Origin of the sequence: Sphingomonas sp. Leaf412 (assembly GCF_001425405.1) — a bacterium.
Lineage (GTDB): Bacteria > Pseudomonadota > Alphaproteobacteria > Sphingomonadales > Sphingomonadaceae > Sphingomonas.
Window position 1 is genome coordinate 198,234 of sequence record NZ_LMQP01000003.1, and the last position, 15,768, is coordinate 214,001.

At 66.9% G+C, this 15,768-nt stretch carries 15 protein-coding genes; 2 read left to right on the forward strand and 13 right to left on the reverse strand.

Features of this window, described 5'->3' with window-relative positions; translation table 11 throughout:
- Positions 1-144: 144 nt before the first annotated feature.
- Together ASG29_RS08080 and ASG29_RS08085 are read left to right on the forward strand one after the other, a co-directional pair.
- Positions 145-879, forward strand: coding sequence for a TlyA family RNA methyltransferase (locus tag ASG29_RS08080; RefSeq protein ID WP_055982701.1), 735 nt, complete (start codon positions 145-147; stop codon positions 877-879).
- 44 nt (positions 880-923) lie between these two features.
- On the forward strand, positions 924-1,631 hold the full coding sequence (locus tag ASG29_RS08085) for a DUF4197 domain-containing protein (RefSeq protein WP_156457951.1): 708 nt from the start codon (positions 924-926) through the stop codon (positions 1,629-1,631).
- A gap of 177 nt (positions 1,632-1,808) precedes the next feature.
- Here ASG29_RS08085 and lpdA read toward each other — a convergent pair whose 3' ends face one another.
- The 13 genes from lpdA to ASG29_RS17465 form a co-directional block, all read right to left on the reverse strand.
- A complete protein-coding gene (lpdA, locus tag ASG29_RS08090) occupies positions 1,809-3,206 on the reverse strand; it encodes a dihydrolipoyl dehydrogenase (protein WP_055982705.1) in 1,398 nt (465 codons plus the stop codon).
- Between the two features lie 12 nt (positions 3,207-3,218).
- Complete coding sequence (locus ASG29_RS16395) at positions 3,219-3,842, reverse strand: DUF4276 family protein (RefSeq protein WP_082515845.1); 624 nt, start codon at positions 3,840-3,842, stop codon at positions 3,219-3,221.
- A gap of 3 nt (positions 3,843-3,845) precedes the next feature.
- Positions 3,846-5,063, reverse strand: coding sequence for an AAA family ATPase (locus ASG29_RS16400; protein WP_156457952.1), 1,218 nt, complete (start codon positions 5,061-5,063; stop codon positions 3,846-3,848).
- Positions 5,063-6,334 (reverse strand): 2-oxoglutarate dehydrogenase complex dihydrolipoyllysine-residue succinyltransferase, encoded by a 1,272-nt coding sequence (gene odhB, locus ASG29_RS08100; RefSeq protein WP_055982709.1) that lies wholly within the window; start codon positions 6,332-6,334, stop codon positions 5,063-5,065. Before odhB ends, ASG29_RS16400 begins: the two co-directional genes overlap by 1 nt.
- 78 nt (positions 6,335-6,412) lie before the next feature.
- Positions 6,413-9,379 (reverse strand): 2-oxoglutarate dehydrogenase E1 component, encoded by a 2,967-nt coding sequence (locus ASG29_RS08105; protein ID WP_082515846.1) that lies wholly within the window; start codon positions 9,377-9,379, stop codon positions 6,413-6,415.
- Positions 9,380-9,494: 115 nt separating this feature from the next.
- Positions 9,495-10,379 (reverse strand): succinate--CoA ligase subunit alpha, encoded by an 885-nt coding sequence (gene sucD, locus ASG29_RS08110; RefSeq protein ID WP_055982711.1) that lies wholly within the window; start codon positions 10,377-10,379, stop codon positions 9,495-9,497.
- Between the two features lie 51 nt (positions 10,380-10,430).
- The gene (locus ASG29_RS08115) at positions 10,431-10,721 is read right to left on the reverse strand and encodes a GIY-YIG nuclease family protein (protein WP_055982713.1); all 291 of its coding nucleotides are present in this window, start codon (positions 10,719-10,721) and stop codon (positions 10,431-10,433) included.
- Between the two features lie 70 nt (positions 10,722-10,791).
- Positions 10,792-11,754, reverse strand: a complete 963-nt coding sequence (mdh, locus tag ASG29_RS08120) for a malate dehydrogenase (RefSeq protein ID WP_055982715.1) — start codon at positions 11,752-11,754, stop codon at positions 10,792-10,794.
- Positions 11,755-11,856: 102 nt separating this feature from the next.
- Positions 11,857-12,951 (reverse strand): cell division protein ZapE, encoded by a 1,095-nt coding sequence (gene zapE / locus ASG29_RS08125; RefSeq protein ID WP_055982718.1) that lies wholly within the window; start codon positions 12,949-12,951, stop codon positions 11,857-11,859.
- A 117-nt stretch (positions 12,952-13,068) separates the two neighbouring features.
- Positions 13,069-13,533, reverse strand: coding sequence for a PaaI family thioesterase (locus ASG29_RS08130; protein ID WP_321163190.1), 465 nt, complete (start codon positions 13,531-13,533; stop codon positions 13,069-13,071).
- Positions 13,534-13,663: 130 nt separating this feature from the next.
- Positions 13,664-14,446 (reverse strand): succinate dehydrogenase iron-sulfur subunit, encoded by a 783-nt coding sequence (locus ASG29_RS08135; RefSeq protein WP_055982719.1) that lies wholly within the window; start codon positions 14,444-14,446, stop codon positions 13,664-13,666.
- A gap of 165 nt (positions 14,447-14,611) precedes the next feature.
- Positions 14,612-15,214, reverse strand: coding sequence for a ClpP family protease (locus tag ASG29_RS08140; RefSeq protein WP_055982722.1), 603 nt, complete (start codon positions 15,212-15,214; stop codon positions 14,612-14,614).
- A 37-nt stretch (positions 15,215-15,251) separates the two neighbouring features.
- On the reverse strand, positions 15,252-15,768 hold a 517-nt coding region (locus tag ASG29_RS17465), incomplete at its 5' end, for a C13 family peptidase (protein WP_235532828.1).

Genomic DNA, 15,768 nt, shown 5'->3' on the forward strand with positions numbered 1-15,768 from the left:
GCGGCACAGTCTAGGGGTCGGCAAGACCGCGGCCTCTGGACATGAATGTATTCCTACCAATCCAATAGGCAATCGTGCAGCGCAGCAATCGGTGCGAGACGATGCGCCCTTGCGACGAAGCGAATTTCCGGCCTAGCGGGGTCCATGGCGAAGCAGCGCGCGGACCAGATTCTCGTCGATCGCGGCCTTGCCGAGTCGCGAACGCGCGCGCAGGCGCTCATCATGGCGGGCCTGGTGTTCGCGGGCGATCGGAAGGTGGAGAAGCCCGGCCAGCCGCTTGCGGACGACGTCGTGCTGGACGTGCGCGGGCGCGACCATCCGTGGGTGTCGCGCGGGGGCATCAAGCTGGCGCATGGGCTCGATCATTTCGGCTGGCACGTCGACGGCGCGGTCGCGATCGACGTCGGGTCCTCGACCGGCGGCTTCACCGACGTCCTGCTGACCCGCGGCGCGGCACGCGTCTACGCGGTCGACAGCGGGACGAACCAGCTGGCGTGGAAGCTGCGGCAGGACCCGCGCGTGATCGTCCACGAACAGACCAGCGCGCGCATCCTGACCGCGGCGCACGTGCCCGACGCGGTCGACCTGGTCGTCTGCGACGCCAGCTTCATCGGGCTGGCGAAGGTGCTGGCGGTGCCGTTGGGGTTCGTGCGCGACGGGGGACGCCTGCTGGCACTGGTCAAGCCGCAGTTCGAGGCGGGGCGCGGCGAGGTGGGGAAGGGCGGCGTCGTGCGCGATCCCGCGATCCACGCGCGCGTGTGCGACGAGGTCGCCGGCTGGCTGACGCAGGAGGGGTGGCAGGTCGCGGGCGTGACGCCCAGCCCGATCACGGGGCCGGAGGGGAATGTGGAATTCCTGATCGCCGCGATCCGGCCGTGAGGCGTTCAGCCGCGGTTAGCGTGGCGGGGCGCACGGACGCCGGCATGTTTCGCGTGAAGGAGAAGACCATGGCCCCCGACCGTCGCCGCCTGATCGTCGGCGCGCTGGCCGCGTCGGTCGCGCTGTTGCCCGGATGCGCCACCACCGGGTTCGGCGGCGGCGCGCAGGAGGCGTTGCAGCGGCTGCTGGAGATATCGACCGGGCGCGCGGTGGAACGGCTGGTCGCGGGCAACGGCTTTCTGAACGATCCCGCGGCGCGGCTGCCCGTGCCGCCGGAGCTGAGCCGCGGTCGCGAGGGGGCGGTGCTGGGCGCCCTGCTGAATGCGCGGCCGGTGCAGCAGCAATTGTCGCTGATGGTCAACCAGGCGGCGGGGGAGGCGGCGGATCGCGCGGCGCCGGTTATCTTCGACGCGATCCGGCGGCTGACCTTCGCCGACGCGCTGGGCATCGTGCGCGGCGGCCCGACGTCGGCGACCGACTATCTGGAGCGCAGCGTCGGCACGGGCATCGTCGATGCGATGCTGCCGGGCGTGGGGCAGGTCCTTCGCGGGTTCGACGGCAATGGCGTGCTCGGCCCCGTGCTGGGCGCGGCGACGGGGGTGAACGTGGTCGCGATCCAGCGCGTCGTGGCGGTGCAGGCGGCGCGCAGCCTGTTCGGCGCGATCGGGCGCGAGGAAGCCGCGATCCGCCGCGACCCGCGCTCCGCCCGCGACGGCCTGGTCGAGGCGCTGCTGGGCGGACGACTGGGGTAGGACAAGACGGTCCGCCCGACGCCGCGACGCGCGACTCCGGACAGGCACGGTCCGAACGGGGGGGCGTTCGCGGGCGGACAGGAGCCCCGAAGTCCCCACCCGCCTGCGCTTCCCCCGTGCGCGGCCTGCCCCCGTCGCGGCCGCGCGCGGATCAGGCCGTTCGGGTCGCGCCCGGTGTCAGACGTGGATCGCCTTGCCCCGAACGGCCATCGCGGCTTCCTTGATCGCCTCGCTGTGCGTCGGATGCGCGTGGCAGGTGTAGGCGATGTCCTCGCTCGTCGCGCCGAACTCCATCGCCTGCGCCGCCTGCGCGATCATCGTCCCCGCGACGCTGGCGATCGCCCATACGCCCAGCACGCGATCGGTCTTGGCGTCCGCGATGATCTTCACGAAACCGTCGGGCTCGTGGTTGGTCTTCGCCCGGCTGTTGCCCGCCATCGGGAACTTGCCGACCTTCACCTCGCCCGCTTCCTTCGCGGCCTCCTCGGTCAGGCCGACGCCCGCGATCTCGGGCCAGGTGTAGACGACGCTCGGGATGATCGCATGGTTCACGATCCCGTGCTGCCCCGCGATATTCTCCGCCACCGCAATGCCTTCGTCCTCCGCCTTATGCGCCAGCATCGGGCCGGGGATCACGTCGCCGATCGCCCATACGCCGTCGACATCGGTGCGGAAGTCGTGGTCGGTTTCGATCTGCCCGCGCTTGTTCGGCGTCAGGCCGATCGCCTCCAGCCCCAGCCCGTCGGTGTTCGGGCGCCGCCCGATCGACACCAGCACGCAATCCGCCTCGATCGTCGTCGCCTCGCCGCCGTTCGCGGGCTCCAACGTCAGCGTCGCGGTGTCCCCGCTCACGGTCACGCCGGTCACCTTCGTCCCCAGCCGGAACTCGATCCCCTGCTTCTTGAAGATGCGGTTCGATTCCTTGCGGATGTCGCCGTCGAAGCCGGGCAGGATCTGGTCCAGGAACTCGACGCACGTCACCTTCGCGCCCAGCCGCCGCCAGACCGAGCCCAGCTCCAGCCCGATCACGCCGCCGCCGATGACGACCATGTGCCGGGGCACCTGCGCCAGTTCGAGCGCGCCGGTGCTGTCGACCACGACCTTCTGGTCGACCGTCACGCCGGGCAGGGGGGTGACGATGGAGCCGGTGGCGATGACGACGTCCTTCGCGCTCACCTTCTGCCCGCCGACGTCGACATTGTGCGCGTCGACGAACGCGGCCTTGCCCTTCAGCCAGGTGACCTTGTTCTTCTTGAACAGGAACTCGATCCCGCCCGTCAGCTGCTTCACCGCGTCGCGGCGCTGGCCGTGCATCGTGTCGAGGTCCAGCTCGGGCGTGACCTTGATCCCCATCTTCGCCATCGCCCCGTTGGCGGCGGCGTCGAAATATTCGGACGCGTGCAGCAACGCCTTGGACGGGATGCACCCGACGTTCAGGCACGTGCCCCCCAGCGTCTCGCGCGAATCCGCACATGCGACACGCAGGCCAAGCTGCGCCGCCCGGATCGCGGCGACATAGCCGCCCGGGCCGGCGCCGATCACGAGGACGTCATAGTCGTAGGTCTGGTCAGTCATTGTCGTGGTCCCTCAGGCATTCGCCGCCAAGGTGTTGAGCCCATCCCAAAAATGCCGAAACGAGCGGGAAGTGTTGCGGACGGGCTCGAGCAAATTACCCATCGCGCGTGCGGTATCGATCTTCGGTAGTCTCGAGAGACCCTTCAAATGACCTGCCCGCTGAAGTTCGCGCAGCAACGCCTCATGCGTCCCGCCGCGAATTGCATCCGGATCGCGGTACGAGGCTTGACCTGTGATCCGACGCATACCACGCCAGCCTTCCTCCAGCGCGACGATGTCACCAAAAAACCATGCCTCCAGTTCCTCGCAAACGATGCGGTTGACCACGTCGATCCGCTCCTGATCGCACGGTCGCGTTTTCAATCCGGCTGCGGCGGACGCGGCAACGAGTTTCCCTTTCAGGACCAAGCAATCGTCCTCGTCACGGTCAACAAGGATCAATGATCGCGGCCGGTACTCTGTCGCAGTTCGGGCATAACCTGCCAACCGGGCGGGAAGTCGCGCAAGCAATTGCTGCTTCGAGCCATAGTTGATCGCACGCCATTCGATCGTCGGATCGAGATGATGCCTCAAGAACGCAATGAGGAAAGCCTCCATCGAAGGTTCTTCCACGTGGATATGGATCGGCCCGGGCATTGGTCAGGGATTGCCCGCCTCGAAAAAACCCTCGATCCATAGTTGACCCAAGCTTCCACCGGCCGCGATCTGTTCCGGAACGCCCGCCATCTGTGAAGCCCGGATCGCTTCAGTGTACCCGCGCTCATTGCGTCGAAGCGCCCACACTTGGTTTGCCTCAAGCGCATCGATGAAAAAAGGTGAGTGGGTCGTCACCACCATTTGCATGTGGCGGGTCGCGACTTCGCATTCCTCCGCCAGTTCCCCAAGCAATCTAGGATGAAGAAAATTTTCCGGTTCCTCAATCCCGAGAAAAGGTGGCGGAGAAGGATCGCTTAACTGCACCAAATACGCAAGCATCTTGAGGGTGCCGTCCGAAACGTAACGCGCCTGAACTCCCTCTTCGAAGGGTGCATCTTTTACGGTCAGGAGAAGATGTCCGGTAGGCAGTGATAAAGGCTCGACCGTCTCTAGTTTCGGAATACGGCGACGCAATGTGGAAAATACACGGTCGAGTACATGCGGATGGCGCTCGCCTAGAAACTGGATGACGTTTGCAAGATTGTGCCCGGTCCGCGATAAATGCTCCTGCGGTCCAGCCTCGGGTACGACACGTGCGTCTGAAGTTGACAGATACGAGAGATGCCACCCTACGATGAAGTCACGAAGAGACTTTACGCGGGGATTGCTGGCCAACTGGCCTAGTGTGCTGACGGCAAGAACATCGGGTCCTGCAAGAGGTAGTTCTGTCTTGACGTCCGCTTCCTCAGGTAGGTCGCCGGATATGACCGAGCCTTGGCCGTAGCGATAGTCCAGGAAGCGAAAGGGCGCACCCCAGCTTTTGCGCTTCCAATGCATCCACTCAGCAGCGACGACGGGCCTGCCGTCGATCTCGTCGATGGCTAAATGATAGCGGACAAGGCCAGGACGTCGGCCCCCGATCAGCCCGCCTTCGCGATATGCGACTTCAAAAGTGATCGGTCCCGACTGTCCCCGGCTGCGTAGGTCGGAGAACTTGCCGCGCTTGTCCACAGCGCGCCGGAGGCCTTCGGAAAAGCAGTCAGATAGAAATGCGAAGACATCGAAGAACGTCGACTTCCCGCTTCCGTTCGCACCCAGCAACGCAGTCAGGGGCGTCATCGCCTTGAACTCGACCTGCTGCAACGCACGAAAATTTCCTATTCGGACATTTTCGATGCGAGCCGGGGGAGACGACGCAGATATAGAGGTGCGGACGCCCATCACAGGTCGATCAATATCCGCGTCGGGTCCTCGATAGCATTCTTCAGCGCGACGAGGAACGTCACCGCCTCGCGCCCGTCGATCAGGCGGTGGTCGTAGCTGAGCGCCAGATACATCATCGGGCGCACCACGACCTGTCCGTCGCGCACGACCGGGCGGTCCTCGATGCGGTGGAGGCCCAGCACCGCGGACTGCGGCGGGTTGATGATGGGCGTCGACATCAGCGATCCGAACACGCCGCCGTTGGAGATGGTGAAGGTGCCGCCCTTCATCTCGTCCATCTTCAGCGTGCCGTCCTTGGCGCGCTTGCCATAGTCGCCGATCGTCTTCTCGATCCCCGCGACCGACAGGTCCTGCGCGTCGCGGATGACCGGCACGACGAGCCCGCCGGGCGAGGATACCGCGACCGAGATGTCGGCATAATCGTGATAGACGATCTCGTCGCCCTCGATGCTGGCGTTGACGCTGGGGATGTCCTTCAGCGCCATCGTCGCGGCCTTCACGAAGAAGCCCATGAAGCCCAGCCGCACGCCGTGCTTCTTCTCGAACAGGTCCTTGTACTTCGCGCGCGCCTCGATCACCGCGGTCATGTCGACGTCGTTGAACGTCGTCAGCATCGCGGCGGTATTCTGCGCCTCCTTCAGCCGCTTGGCGATCGTCTGGCGCAGGCGCGTCATGCGGACGCGCTCCTCCTTGCGCCCGGTGGAGGCGGCGACCGACGGCGTCTGCGGCGCGGGGGACGCGGCGGCGGCGGGTGCGGCGGCGGGTTTCGCGGAGGCGGCGGCGGCGATGTCCTCCTTCGTGATGCGGCCGTCCTTGCCCGTGCCCTTCACGGTCGAGGGGTCGACGCCATGTTCCAGCACCGCGCGCCGTGCGGAGGGCGACAGCGCCGCGGGGGCGTCGCCGTCGGACGCCGGCGCCTGCTGCCCCGCGGTGTCGGCGGGGGCGGGAGCAGGCGCGGGAGCGGGGGCCGCCTCCTTCGGCGACTCGGTCACCGCGGGCTGCGGCGCGGCAGCCTGCGCCGGCGCCGCGCCGCCCGCGTCGACGGTGGCCAGCATCGCGCCGACCTGCACCGTGTCGCCGACCTGCACCGCATGCGCGCCCATCACGCCCGCGACGGGGGAGGGGACCTCGACCGACACCTTGTCGGTCTCAAGGCTCGCGATCGGCTCGTCCGCCGCGACCGCGTCGCCCGGCTGCTTCAGCCACTCGCCGAGCGTCGCCTCGGTGATCGATTCGCCCAGCGTGGGGACCAGAACTTCGGTTGCCATGTCTACTCGCTTCCTCGTGTCCCCGCGGAGGCGGGGACCCAGTCTGGGCCTCCGCCTTCGCGGAGGCACATCAAGGGCTTATGCCCCCGCCTTGCCCGCCTTCTTGTCGCTCTCGCGGCTGCGGCGAATCTCCTCGCGGACGCTGTGGCCCAGCGCGTCGGCGACCAGCGCCGCCTGCTCGGTCTGGTGCCGCTTCATCAGGCCCGTCGCCGGGGAGGCGGCGGCCGCACGCCCGGCGTAGCGCGCGCGCGCCACGCTCGCGTCCGCGCCCGTCAGCGCCTCCTCGATCAGCGGCTCGACGAAGAACCAATAGCCGTTGTTCTTCGGCTCCTCCTGCGCCCACACCACCTCGCGCAGGTTCGGCATCCGCGCGATCCTTTTCGCCAGCGCCTCGGTGGGGAAGGGATACAATTGCTCGATGCGGACGATCTGGATGCCCTCGTCGCTCGCCGCGTCGCGCGCCTCGAACAGGTCGTAGGCGACCTTGCCGGTGCACAGGACCAGCCGCGTCGTCGCCTCGTCCGCCGCGCCGTTGGGATCGGACAGGATGCGGCGGAAGTGCGAATCGCCCTGGAAATCCGCCGCCGAACTGACCGCCGCCTTGTGCCGCAGCAACGACTTGGGCGTCATCACGACCAGCGGCTTGCGGAACGACCGGTGCATCTGCCGCCGCAACAGGTGGAAGAAATTGGCGGGCGTCGTGCAATTGGCGACCTGCATGTTGTCGCCCGCGCACGATTGCAGGAAGCGTTCGGGCCGCGCCGAAGAATGCTCCGGCCCCTGGCCCTCGTATCCGTGCGGCAGCAGCATGACGAGGCCGTTGGCGCGCAGCCACTTGGCCTCGCCCGACGCGATGAACTGGTCGATCATGATCTGCGCGCCGTTGACGAAGTCGCCGAACTGCGCCTCCCACAACACCAGCGTCTTGGGATCGGCCAGCGCATAGCCATATTCGAATCCCAGCACGCCATATTCGGACAACGGGCTGTCCAGCACCTCGAAATGCCCGTGCTCGACGTTCCACAGCGGCACGTATTTATGCTCGTCGTTCTGGTCGACCCACACCGCATGTCGCTGGCTGAACGTGCCGCGGCCCGAATCCTGCCCCGACAAACGGACGCCATAGCCTTCCGACAACAGCGTCCCGAACGCCAATGCCTCGCCCGTCGCCCAGTCGAAGCCCTCGCCGGTCGCGAACATCTGCCGCTTGGCATCCAGCACGCGCGCCAGCGTCTTGTGGATCGACAGGTCGTCGGGCACGGTCGTCAGCGTGCGGCCGATCGCATCGAACAGCTTGGGCTCCACGCCCGTGTCGACGTGGCGGCGGCTCGCCTCCGCATCGGTCGGTGCGTGCAGGCCGGACCAGCGGCCCGCGAACCAGTCCGCCTTGTTCGGCTTGTACGCCGCGCCCGCCTCGAACTCGCCCTCCAGCAGTTTCGTGAACTGCGCGACATTGTCGTCCAGCCACGCCTGGTCGATCACCTTCTCCGCGATCAGGCGCTTGGCGTACACCTCGCTGACCGGCGGATGCTGGCGGATCGCCTTGTACATCAGCGGCTGGGTGAAGCCCGGCTCGTCGCCCTCGTTGTGGCCGAAGCGGCGGTAGCACCACATGTCGATCACGACGTCGCGGTGGAACGTCTGGCGATATTCGATCGCCATCTTCGTCGCGAAGGTCACCGCCTCCGGATCGTCGCCGTTGACGTGGAAGATCGGCGCCTGCACCCCCTTCGCCACGTCGGACGGGTAAGGGGACGAGCGCGCGAACTGCGGGCTGGTCGTGAAGCCGATCTGGTTGTTGATGACGAAATGGACGCAGCCGCCGGTGTTGTAGCCGCGGATGCCGGAAAAGCCGAAGCATTCCCATACGATCCCCTGGCCCGCGAAGGCGGCGTCGCCGTGGATCAGGACGGGCAGCGACTTGCTGTGGTCGCCAAGGTCGTCCGCGATCGTCTGGATCGCGCGCACCTTGCCCAGCACGACCGGGTCCGCGGCTTCCAGATGCGACGGGTTGGCGACCAGCGACATATGGACCTTGCGTCCGTCGAACTCGCGATCCGTACTGGTGCCGAGGTGATATTTCACGTCGCCCGACCCGCCGATGTCGTCGGGGTTCGCGCTGCCGCCCGCGAATTCGTGGAAGATCACGCGCAACGGCTTGGCCATGACGTTGGCCAGCACGTTCAGCCGGCCGCGATGCGCCATGCCGAACACGATTTCGTTGATACCCGCCGCGCCGCCGTACTTGATGACGCTTTCCAGCGCGGGAATCATCGATTCGCCGCCGTCGAGGCCGAACCGCTTCGTGCCGACATATTTGCGGCCGAGGAATTTCTCCCACTGCTCCGCCTCGACGACCTTGTTCAGGATCGCCTTCTTGCCCTGCGCGGTGAAATCGGCGCCCTTGTCCTTGCCCTCCATCCGGTCCTGGAGGAAGCGGCGCTCCTCCACGTCCGCGATGTGCATATATTCCAGGCCCACGTTGCCGCAATAATTGGCGCGCAGCGTGTCCACGACCTCGCGCACCGTCGCCCATTCCATGCCCAGCGTGCCGCCGAGGTAGACGGGCCGGTCGATGTCGGCGTTGGAGAAGCCGTAATAGTCGGTCGTCAGGTCCGCGGGCAGTTCGCGCAATCCCGACAGGCCGAGCGGGTCGAGGTTGGACGCGAGGTGGCCGCGCACGCGATAGGTGCGGATCAGCAACTGCACCCGGATCGCGTCGCCCGCGGCCTTGATGATGTCGTCCTGCGACGGGGCGGGGGCGGCGGCCGGGGCGGCGGGGGCGGGCTTGCCCTTCTGCGGCCGGGGCGCGGGCTCCATCTGCGTCGGATCGAGCGCGGCGGTCAGGTCGTCGGTCGACGTCGGCGGCCAGCGGTCGTTGCTCCACGACGGGCCGGTCGTGCCGGTCTCGAGCCCGTCGAACATCGCGCGCCACTGCGGCTCGACGCTGTCGGGCGACGATTTGTAGCGTGCGTACAATGCGTCGATGAACGCCGGCGATACGCTGCCGGCGACGTCCGAGAAATCCTGGCCTTCGTAGCCCATGATACGCATCCCCGGCCGCTTACCTATTTACCGTCACCCCGGCGTAGGCCGGGGTCCAGAGCCGCGCGCGACCGGCTCGTGGCCCTGGATCCCGGCCTGCGCCGGGATGACGACGTTACTTCTTCAACACGTCCAGCAGCGTCGAGCCCAGTTCCGACGGCGACGCCGCCACCCTGATCCCCGCCGCTTCCATCGCCGCGATCTTGCTGTCCGCATCGCCCTTGCCGCCGCTGACGATCGCACCGGCATGGCCCATGCGGCGTCCGGGCGGGGCGGTGCGTCCGGCGATGAAGCCCGCCATCGGCTTCTTGCGCCCGCGCTTCGCCTCGTCGCGCAGGAACTGTGCCGCCTGTTCCTCCGCATCGCCGCCGATCTCGCCGATCATGATGATCGATTCGGTCGCGTCGTCGGCCAGGAACAGCTCCAGGACGTCGATGAAGTTCGTCCCGTTGACCGGATCGCCGCCGATCCCGACCGCGGTGGTCTGGCCCAGCCCGGCGTTCGAGGTCTGGAACACCGCCTCGTAGGTCAGCGTGCCGGAACGCGAGACGACGCCGACCGACCCCTGCTTGAAGATGCTGCCGGGCATGATGCCGATCTTGCACTGGCCGGGCGTCAGCACGCCGGGGCAGTTCGGACCGATCAGCCGCGACTTGCTGCCCGACAGCGCGCGCTTCACGCGCACCATGTCCAGCACCGGAATGCCCTCGGTGATGCACACGATCAGCGGCACCTCGGCATCGATCGCCTCAAGAATCGAATCCGCGGCGAAGGGGGGCGGCACGTACACGACCGACGCATCCGCGCCGGTCTTCTGCACCGCCTCCGCGACGGTATCGAACAGCGGCAGGCCCAGATGCGTGCCCCCGCCCTTCCCGGGCGTGACGCCCGCGACCATCTGCGTCCCGTAATCGAGCGCCGCCTGCGTATGGAAGCTGCCCGTGTTGCCGGTCATCCCCTGCGTGATGACCTTGGTGTTCCTGTCGACGAGGATGCTCATTGGAATCCCGTGTCCTTAGCCGTCACCCCGGCGAAGGCCGGGGTCCAGTTGCTACATCAGCGTCGGGAACAGGTCGTGCCAATCGGGGTTCATCGCCTCGATCTGACGCAACTTCCACGCCCGTCGCCACTCCTTCATCTGCTTCTCGCGTCGGATCGCATCATCGATGCGGTCATGGACCTCGAACCAGACCAATATCTTGCAACCGTATCGGCGTGTGAAACCTTCCGCGATGTCCTCGCGATGCTCCCAGACGCGCTTCAACAGATTGCTGGTTACGCCGATGTAGAGCGTGCCGTTACGCGCGCTCGCCATGATGTAGACGTAACCTCTTCGTTCCATCGTTACTCCGACAACGACCGCCGGATTGGACCCCGGCCTTCGCCGGGGTGACGGTCCGGGGTGGTCGTTCCTAGTTCAACGACCCGTCGATCCCCTTGCACGCGACCAGCAGCTCCTTCACCGCGTCGACCGACACCTGCAAGTTCGCCTTCGCCTCGTCGGACAGCTTCACCTCGACGACCTTCTCGACGCCGCCGGCGCCGATCACGACCGGCACGCCGACATACAGGTTGTCGACGCCATACTGACCGGTCAGATGCGCCGCCGCCGGAAGCACGCGCTTCTGGTCGTACAGATACGCTTCCGCCATCGCGATGCCGCTGGTCGCGGGGGCGTAATAGGCGCTGCCGGTCTTCAGCAGCGCGACGATCTCGCCGCCGCCGCCGCGCGTGCGCTTGATGATCTCGTCCACCTTCTCCTTCGTGGAGAAGCCCATCTCGATCAGGTCCGCGACCGGGATGCCGCTGACGGTCGAATATTCCAGCACCGGCACCATCGTGTCGCCATGGCCGCCCAGCACGAACGTGTTCACGTCCTTCACCGACACGCCGAACTCCTCGGCCAGGAAGTGGCTGAACCGCGCGCTGTCCAGCACGCCCGCCATGCCGACCACCTTGTTGTGCGGCAGGCCCGAGAATTCGCGCAGCGCCCATACCATCGCGTCGAGCGGGTTGGTGATGCAGATGACGAACGCGTCGGGGGCGTTCTTCGCGATGCCCTCGCCGACCGCCTTCATCACCTTCAGGTTGATGCCCAGCAGGTCGTCGCGGCTCATGCCCGGCTTGCGCGCCACGCCCGCGGTGACGATGATGACGTCCGCCCCGGCGATGTCGGCGTAATCGTTCGACCCCTTGATGACGGCGTCGAAGCCTTCCACCGGGCCGCACTGGCTGAGGTCGAGCGCCTTGCCCTGCGGCACGCCCTCCACGACGTCGAACAGGACGATGTCGCCCAATCCCTTGAGCGCGGCCAGATGGGCGAGCGTGCCGCCGATATTGCCGGCGCCGATCAGCGCGATCTTCTTGCGGGCCATTCCATCCCCTCTCGTAGTCGGATGGCCACGTCGCCTACGCGCTTTGTCCGGATGGGGCAACCCCACGTCTCAGACTTTAATCGCGACTAATTCGCAAGAGCATTAGGCGTTTCCATGCCCCTCGGCAAGATAATCCTCCGACCGCATTTCCTCCAGCCGGCTGACCGTCCGCTGAAATTCGAACGCGCCGTCGCCCGTCGGATACAGCGCGTCGGGCTGGGCATCCGCCGCGGCGAGCAGCTTGACCTTATATTCGTACAACGCGTCGATCAGCTGGACGAACCGCGCCGCCTCGTTCCGGTTGTCGGGTCCCAGCACCGGGATGCCGACCAGGATGACGGTATGATAGCGCCGCGCGATCGCCAGATAGTCCGCCGCGCCGCGCGCCTCGCCGCACAATTTCCGGAACGAGAAGACCGCGACTCCCTTCAACGCCTTGGGCACGCGCAACGTGCGGCCCTGCACGGTCAGCTCCTCGGTCGGCACGTGCGCGCGATCCTCGGGCGGATAGTCGGTCAGGCGGAAGAAGGCGGCGGACAGCTGCGCGGTCGCCTCGGCGCCGTTGGGCACCAGCCACATGTCCTGCTGCCCCAGCCGGTCGCGGCGATAATCGACCGGGCCGTTGAGCGGCAGGACGTCCAGCCGCTGCTCGATCAGCGCGATGAAGGGCAGGAAATGCTCGCGGTTCAGGCCGTTGTTGTACAGGTCCGACGGCGCGCGATTGCTGGTCGTCACCACCGTCACCCCCGCCTCGATCAACGCGGTGAACAGCCGCGACAGGATCATCGCGTCGGGGCTGTTGGTCACCATCATCTCGTCGAAGGCCAGGCATTGCGCCTCCTCCGCCAGTGCCGCGGCGACGGGGACGATCGGGTCGCCCTGTTCCTTGCGCCGCTCGATCGCGATCCGGCCGTGGACCTCCAGCATGAATTCCGCGAAATGGACGCGGCGTTTCCGCGGAATCGCGACATGCGCGAAGAACAGGTCCATCAGCATCGACTTGCCGCGCCCGACCCCGCCCCACAAATACAGGCCGCGCGCGGGCACCACCTTGCGGCGGAACAGGCCGGTGGTCCGGGGATGCTCCAGTTCGTGCGCCAGCGCATCCAGCCGCGCGGCGGCGGCGGCCTGTTCGGGATCGGGGCGCAATTCCCCCGCGGCGATCAGCGCGTCATAGGCGGTGAGGACGGCGGCCATTTTCTTCCTTCGTCATGCCCGGCCCGACCCGGCATCCATCGTACCGCGAATGCCTCCGGCCGCGACTCTTGCGGAGGCATGGACCCCGGATCAAGTCCGGGGTGACGATGGCGCCGGTCAGCCCGGCTTCTTGATCGTGCCCGAGAATTCGCACACGACCGCGTCGCTGTCCCCGACCTGCTGCACCAGCAACCCGCGCAGGAAGATCAGCCGCCGCGTCTCGCGCAGCATCTCGACCCGCGCCTCCAGCGGCTGGCCGACCCGCCCCGCGCCGATGAAGTGGGTGTTGAGGTCAAGCGTCACCGCCGGCCCCGCCTCGATCAGGCCCAGCCCCCTGATCGCCGCGAACAGCGCGACGTCGATGAAGCCCAGCAGCGCGCCGCCGTGGACATTCTCGCCGAAATTGGAATGCCGCCGCTCCGGCGTCATCCGGACGCGCGCCTGCCCGTCCTCGATCCGGACGATGATCTCGCCCAGGAACGAATTGTAGCGCGTGTCGTCGCGGAACCGCCACTGCATCCAGCCGGGATGGTCGGGGTGTTCGTCGTAGGAGAAGGCGGGGGCGGGCTTTTCGATCGTCACTGTCCTTCGAACACCACCCCCGTTCGGGCTGAGCGTAGTCGAAGCCTATGCCCGACCGTGGGCGCATACCCGTCGACTTCGCTCAGGGCGAACGGAGGTTGGGGTGTGAGGCGTCGCGTCGCCGAAAGAATCAGACGACCCGCTCGACTTCCATCTTCTTGATCTCCGCGATCGCCTTGGCGGGCGACAGCCCCTTGGGACAGGCGTTGGCGCAGTTCATGATCGTGTGGCAGCGGTACAGCCGGAACGGATCCTCCAGCGCGTCGAGCCGCTCGCCCGTCATCTCGTCGCGGCTGTCCGCCAGCCAGCGATACGCCTGCAACAGGATCGCGGGGCCCAGGAACTTGTCGCTGTTCCACCAATAGCTCGGGCACGACGTCGAGCAGCACGCGCACAGGATGCATTCGTACAGCCCGTCCAGCTTCGCGCGCTCCGCGGGCGACTGCAACCGCTCCTTGCCCGCGGGCGGCGGGGTGACGGTCTGGAGCCACGGGGTGATCGAGGCGTATTGCGCGTAGAAGTGCGTGAAGTCGGGGACCAGGTCCTTGACCACGTCCATCGCGGGCAGGGGGGTGATCGTGACCTCCCCCTTCACGTCCTCGATCGCGGTGGTGCAGGCCAGCCCGTTCTTCCCGTCGATGTTCATCGAGCAGGAGCCGCAGATGCCCTCGCGGCACGACCGGCGGAACGTCAGCGACGAATCCTGCTCGCCCTTGATCTTGATGAGCGCGTCCAGGACCATCGGGCCGCATTCGTCCAGGTTCACCTCGAACGTGTCGAAACTGGGATTCTCGCCCGTATCGGGATCGTAGCGATAGACGCGGAACGACCGCATCGTCCCGCCCGGTTGCGGCGACGGATGCTTCGTTCCGCCCTTGATCCTGCTGTTCTTGGGAAGTGCGAACTCGGCCATTACGATATCGTTTCCTCACGCGGCGCGCGCGCCGGCCCGGTCGATGATACGGACCGGTTACATGATCGCGGGCGTGCCCGCAAACAAGGGATCCGCATCGATCACTAGCGGCTGCGCCCCATTGCTCAAGAGGATATAGCGCGCCGCCGCGTCGCGTCGGCCGCGTCAGATGACGTCGAGTACCAGCCCCAGGTCGCGCGCCTCGTTCGCCTCGATATACCAGTTGTTCGGCGCCCGCTCCTTCAGCTCGTCCAGCGTCACGCGCGTGCCGCGGACCAGGTCGGCGAAGCCTTCGTCCTGGATGCGGATCGAATCCTCGATCTCGTTCAGCTTCGCGTTCAGGACCGGGGCCAGCGTGTTGAGCGGGCCGGACAGCTGGACCGTGGAATTCATCAGCCGTTCGTGGATCATCAGCCGCGAATTGCGCGTCAGGAACCTCTTGTCCGCCGGAAACGCGGACATGAACGTCGCGCCCGCGGAATAGACCGCCACCTTGCCCAGGAACAGCGCCTCGCGCCCGGTATATTCGCGCAGCAGGCGGATCGAATCGCCCATCGCGCGCGCCATTTCGGGGTCGCCGCCCAGCGTGGTGATCGACACGACCAGCGGGCTTCCGTCCGCGGGTGCGGCGGCCAGCTGCTGCTTGAACGACGCATACATGTTGTCGTCCACCGTGCCGTGGAGCTGGATGTGGGGGACGGCGAGGAACGGATAGTCCCTGGCCTTGCTTTCGCTGCGCTTGGCGGCGTCGGTTGCGGTGTCGGTCATGGTGCGGCGCAACCAAGCGCACGGGCCAAGGTTCCGGCTATTTCTTCAGCGATGCGGTCGCGGCGCGGCCGACGCGCGCACCGTCGGGGGGCAGGTCGCGTTCCAGCACCGCGAGCCACGCCGCGGCGCCCGCGCCGATCGACACCTGCGGCTGCGACGGCTCCAGCTTCGCGTCCCCCTCCCATCCCGCGACCAGCGCCTGCGCCTGCGCCGCGGCGGTCGCGAGCGGGACGCGCCGGCGCAGCGCGGTGTTGACCAGTGCGTCGCCGAAGAAGGTCCAGTCGTTGTCGGACTGGCATCCGAACGACGTCCGGTCCGCGGACGATGCGGTCAGGATCGCGGTGGTGTCCGACGACAACAACGGCACGAACACGCCCGAATAGCAGGCGCTGACCATGATGAGCCGGTTGCGGATGCCCAGCGCCGACAATTGCTGCCACAATCGCGTGGGGGAGATCGCGCCATACCCCTGGTCGCCGTCGTTGTAGTAGATGCCGAACGGCGCGCCGTGGCTGGTGGTGTACAGGACCAGGACGTCCTCGTTCACGTCCATC

What these genes read in the sequence shown, in the direction of transcription:
- ASG29_RS08080 (WP_055982701.1), top strand. Translation starts at nt 145, where the DNA reads ATGGCGAAGCAGCGCGCGGACCAGATTCTCGTCGATCGCGGCCTTGCC.
- ASG29_RS08085 (WP_156457951.1), top strand. Translation starts at nt 924, where the DNA reads ATGTTTCGCGTGAAGGAGAAGACCATGGCCCCCGACCGTCGCCGCCTG.
- lpdA (WP_055982705.1), bottom strand. Translation starts at nt 3,206, where the DNA reads ATGACTGACCAGACCTACGACTATGACGTCCTCGTGATCGGCGCCGGC.
- ASG29_RS16395 (WP_082515845.1), bottom strand. Translation starts at nt 3,842, where the DNA reads ATGCCCGGGCCGATCCATATCCACGTGGAAGAACCTTCGATGGAGGCT.
- ASG29_RS16400 (WP_156457952.1), bottom strand. Translation starts at nt 5,063, where the DNA reads ATGGGCGTCCGCACCTCTATATCTGCGTCGTCTCCCCCGGCTCGCATC.
- odhB (WP_055982709.1), bottom strand. Translation starts at nt 6,334, where the DNA reads ATGGCAACCGAAGTTCTGGTCCCCACGCTGGGCGAATCGATCACCGAG.
- ASG29_RS08105 (WP_082515846.1), bottom strand. Translation starts at nt 9,379, where the DNA reads ATGGGCTACGAAGGCCAGGATTTCTCGGACGTCGCCGGCAGCGTATCG.
- sucD (WP_055982711.1), bottom strand. Translation starts at nt 10,379, where the DNA reads ATGAGCATCCTCGTCGACAGGAACACCAAGGTCATCACGCAGGGGATG.
- ASG29_RS08115 (WP_055982713.1), bottom strand. Translation starts at nt 10,721, where the DNA reads ATGGAACGAAGAGGTTACGTCTACATCATGGCGAGCGCGCGTAACGGC.
- mdh (WP_055982715.1), bottom strand. Translation starts at nt 11,754, where the DNA reads ATGGCCCGCAAGAAGATCGCGCTGATCGGCGCCGGCAATATCGGCGGC.
- zapE (WP_055982718.1), bottom strand. Translation starts at nt 12,951, where the DNA reads ATGGCCGCCGTCCTCACCGCCTATGACGCGCTGATCGCCGCGGGGGAA.
- ASG29_RS08135 (WP_055982719.1), bottom strand. Translation starts at nt 14,446, where the DNA reads ATGGCCGAGTTCGCACTTCCCAAGAACAGCAGGATCAAGGGCGGAACG.
- ASG29_RS08140 (WP_055982722.1), bottom strand. Translation starts at nt 15,214, where the DNA reads ATGACCGACACCGCAACCGACGCCGCCAAGCGCAGCGAAAGCAAGGCC.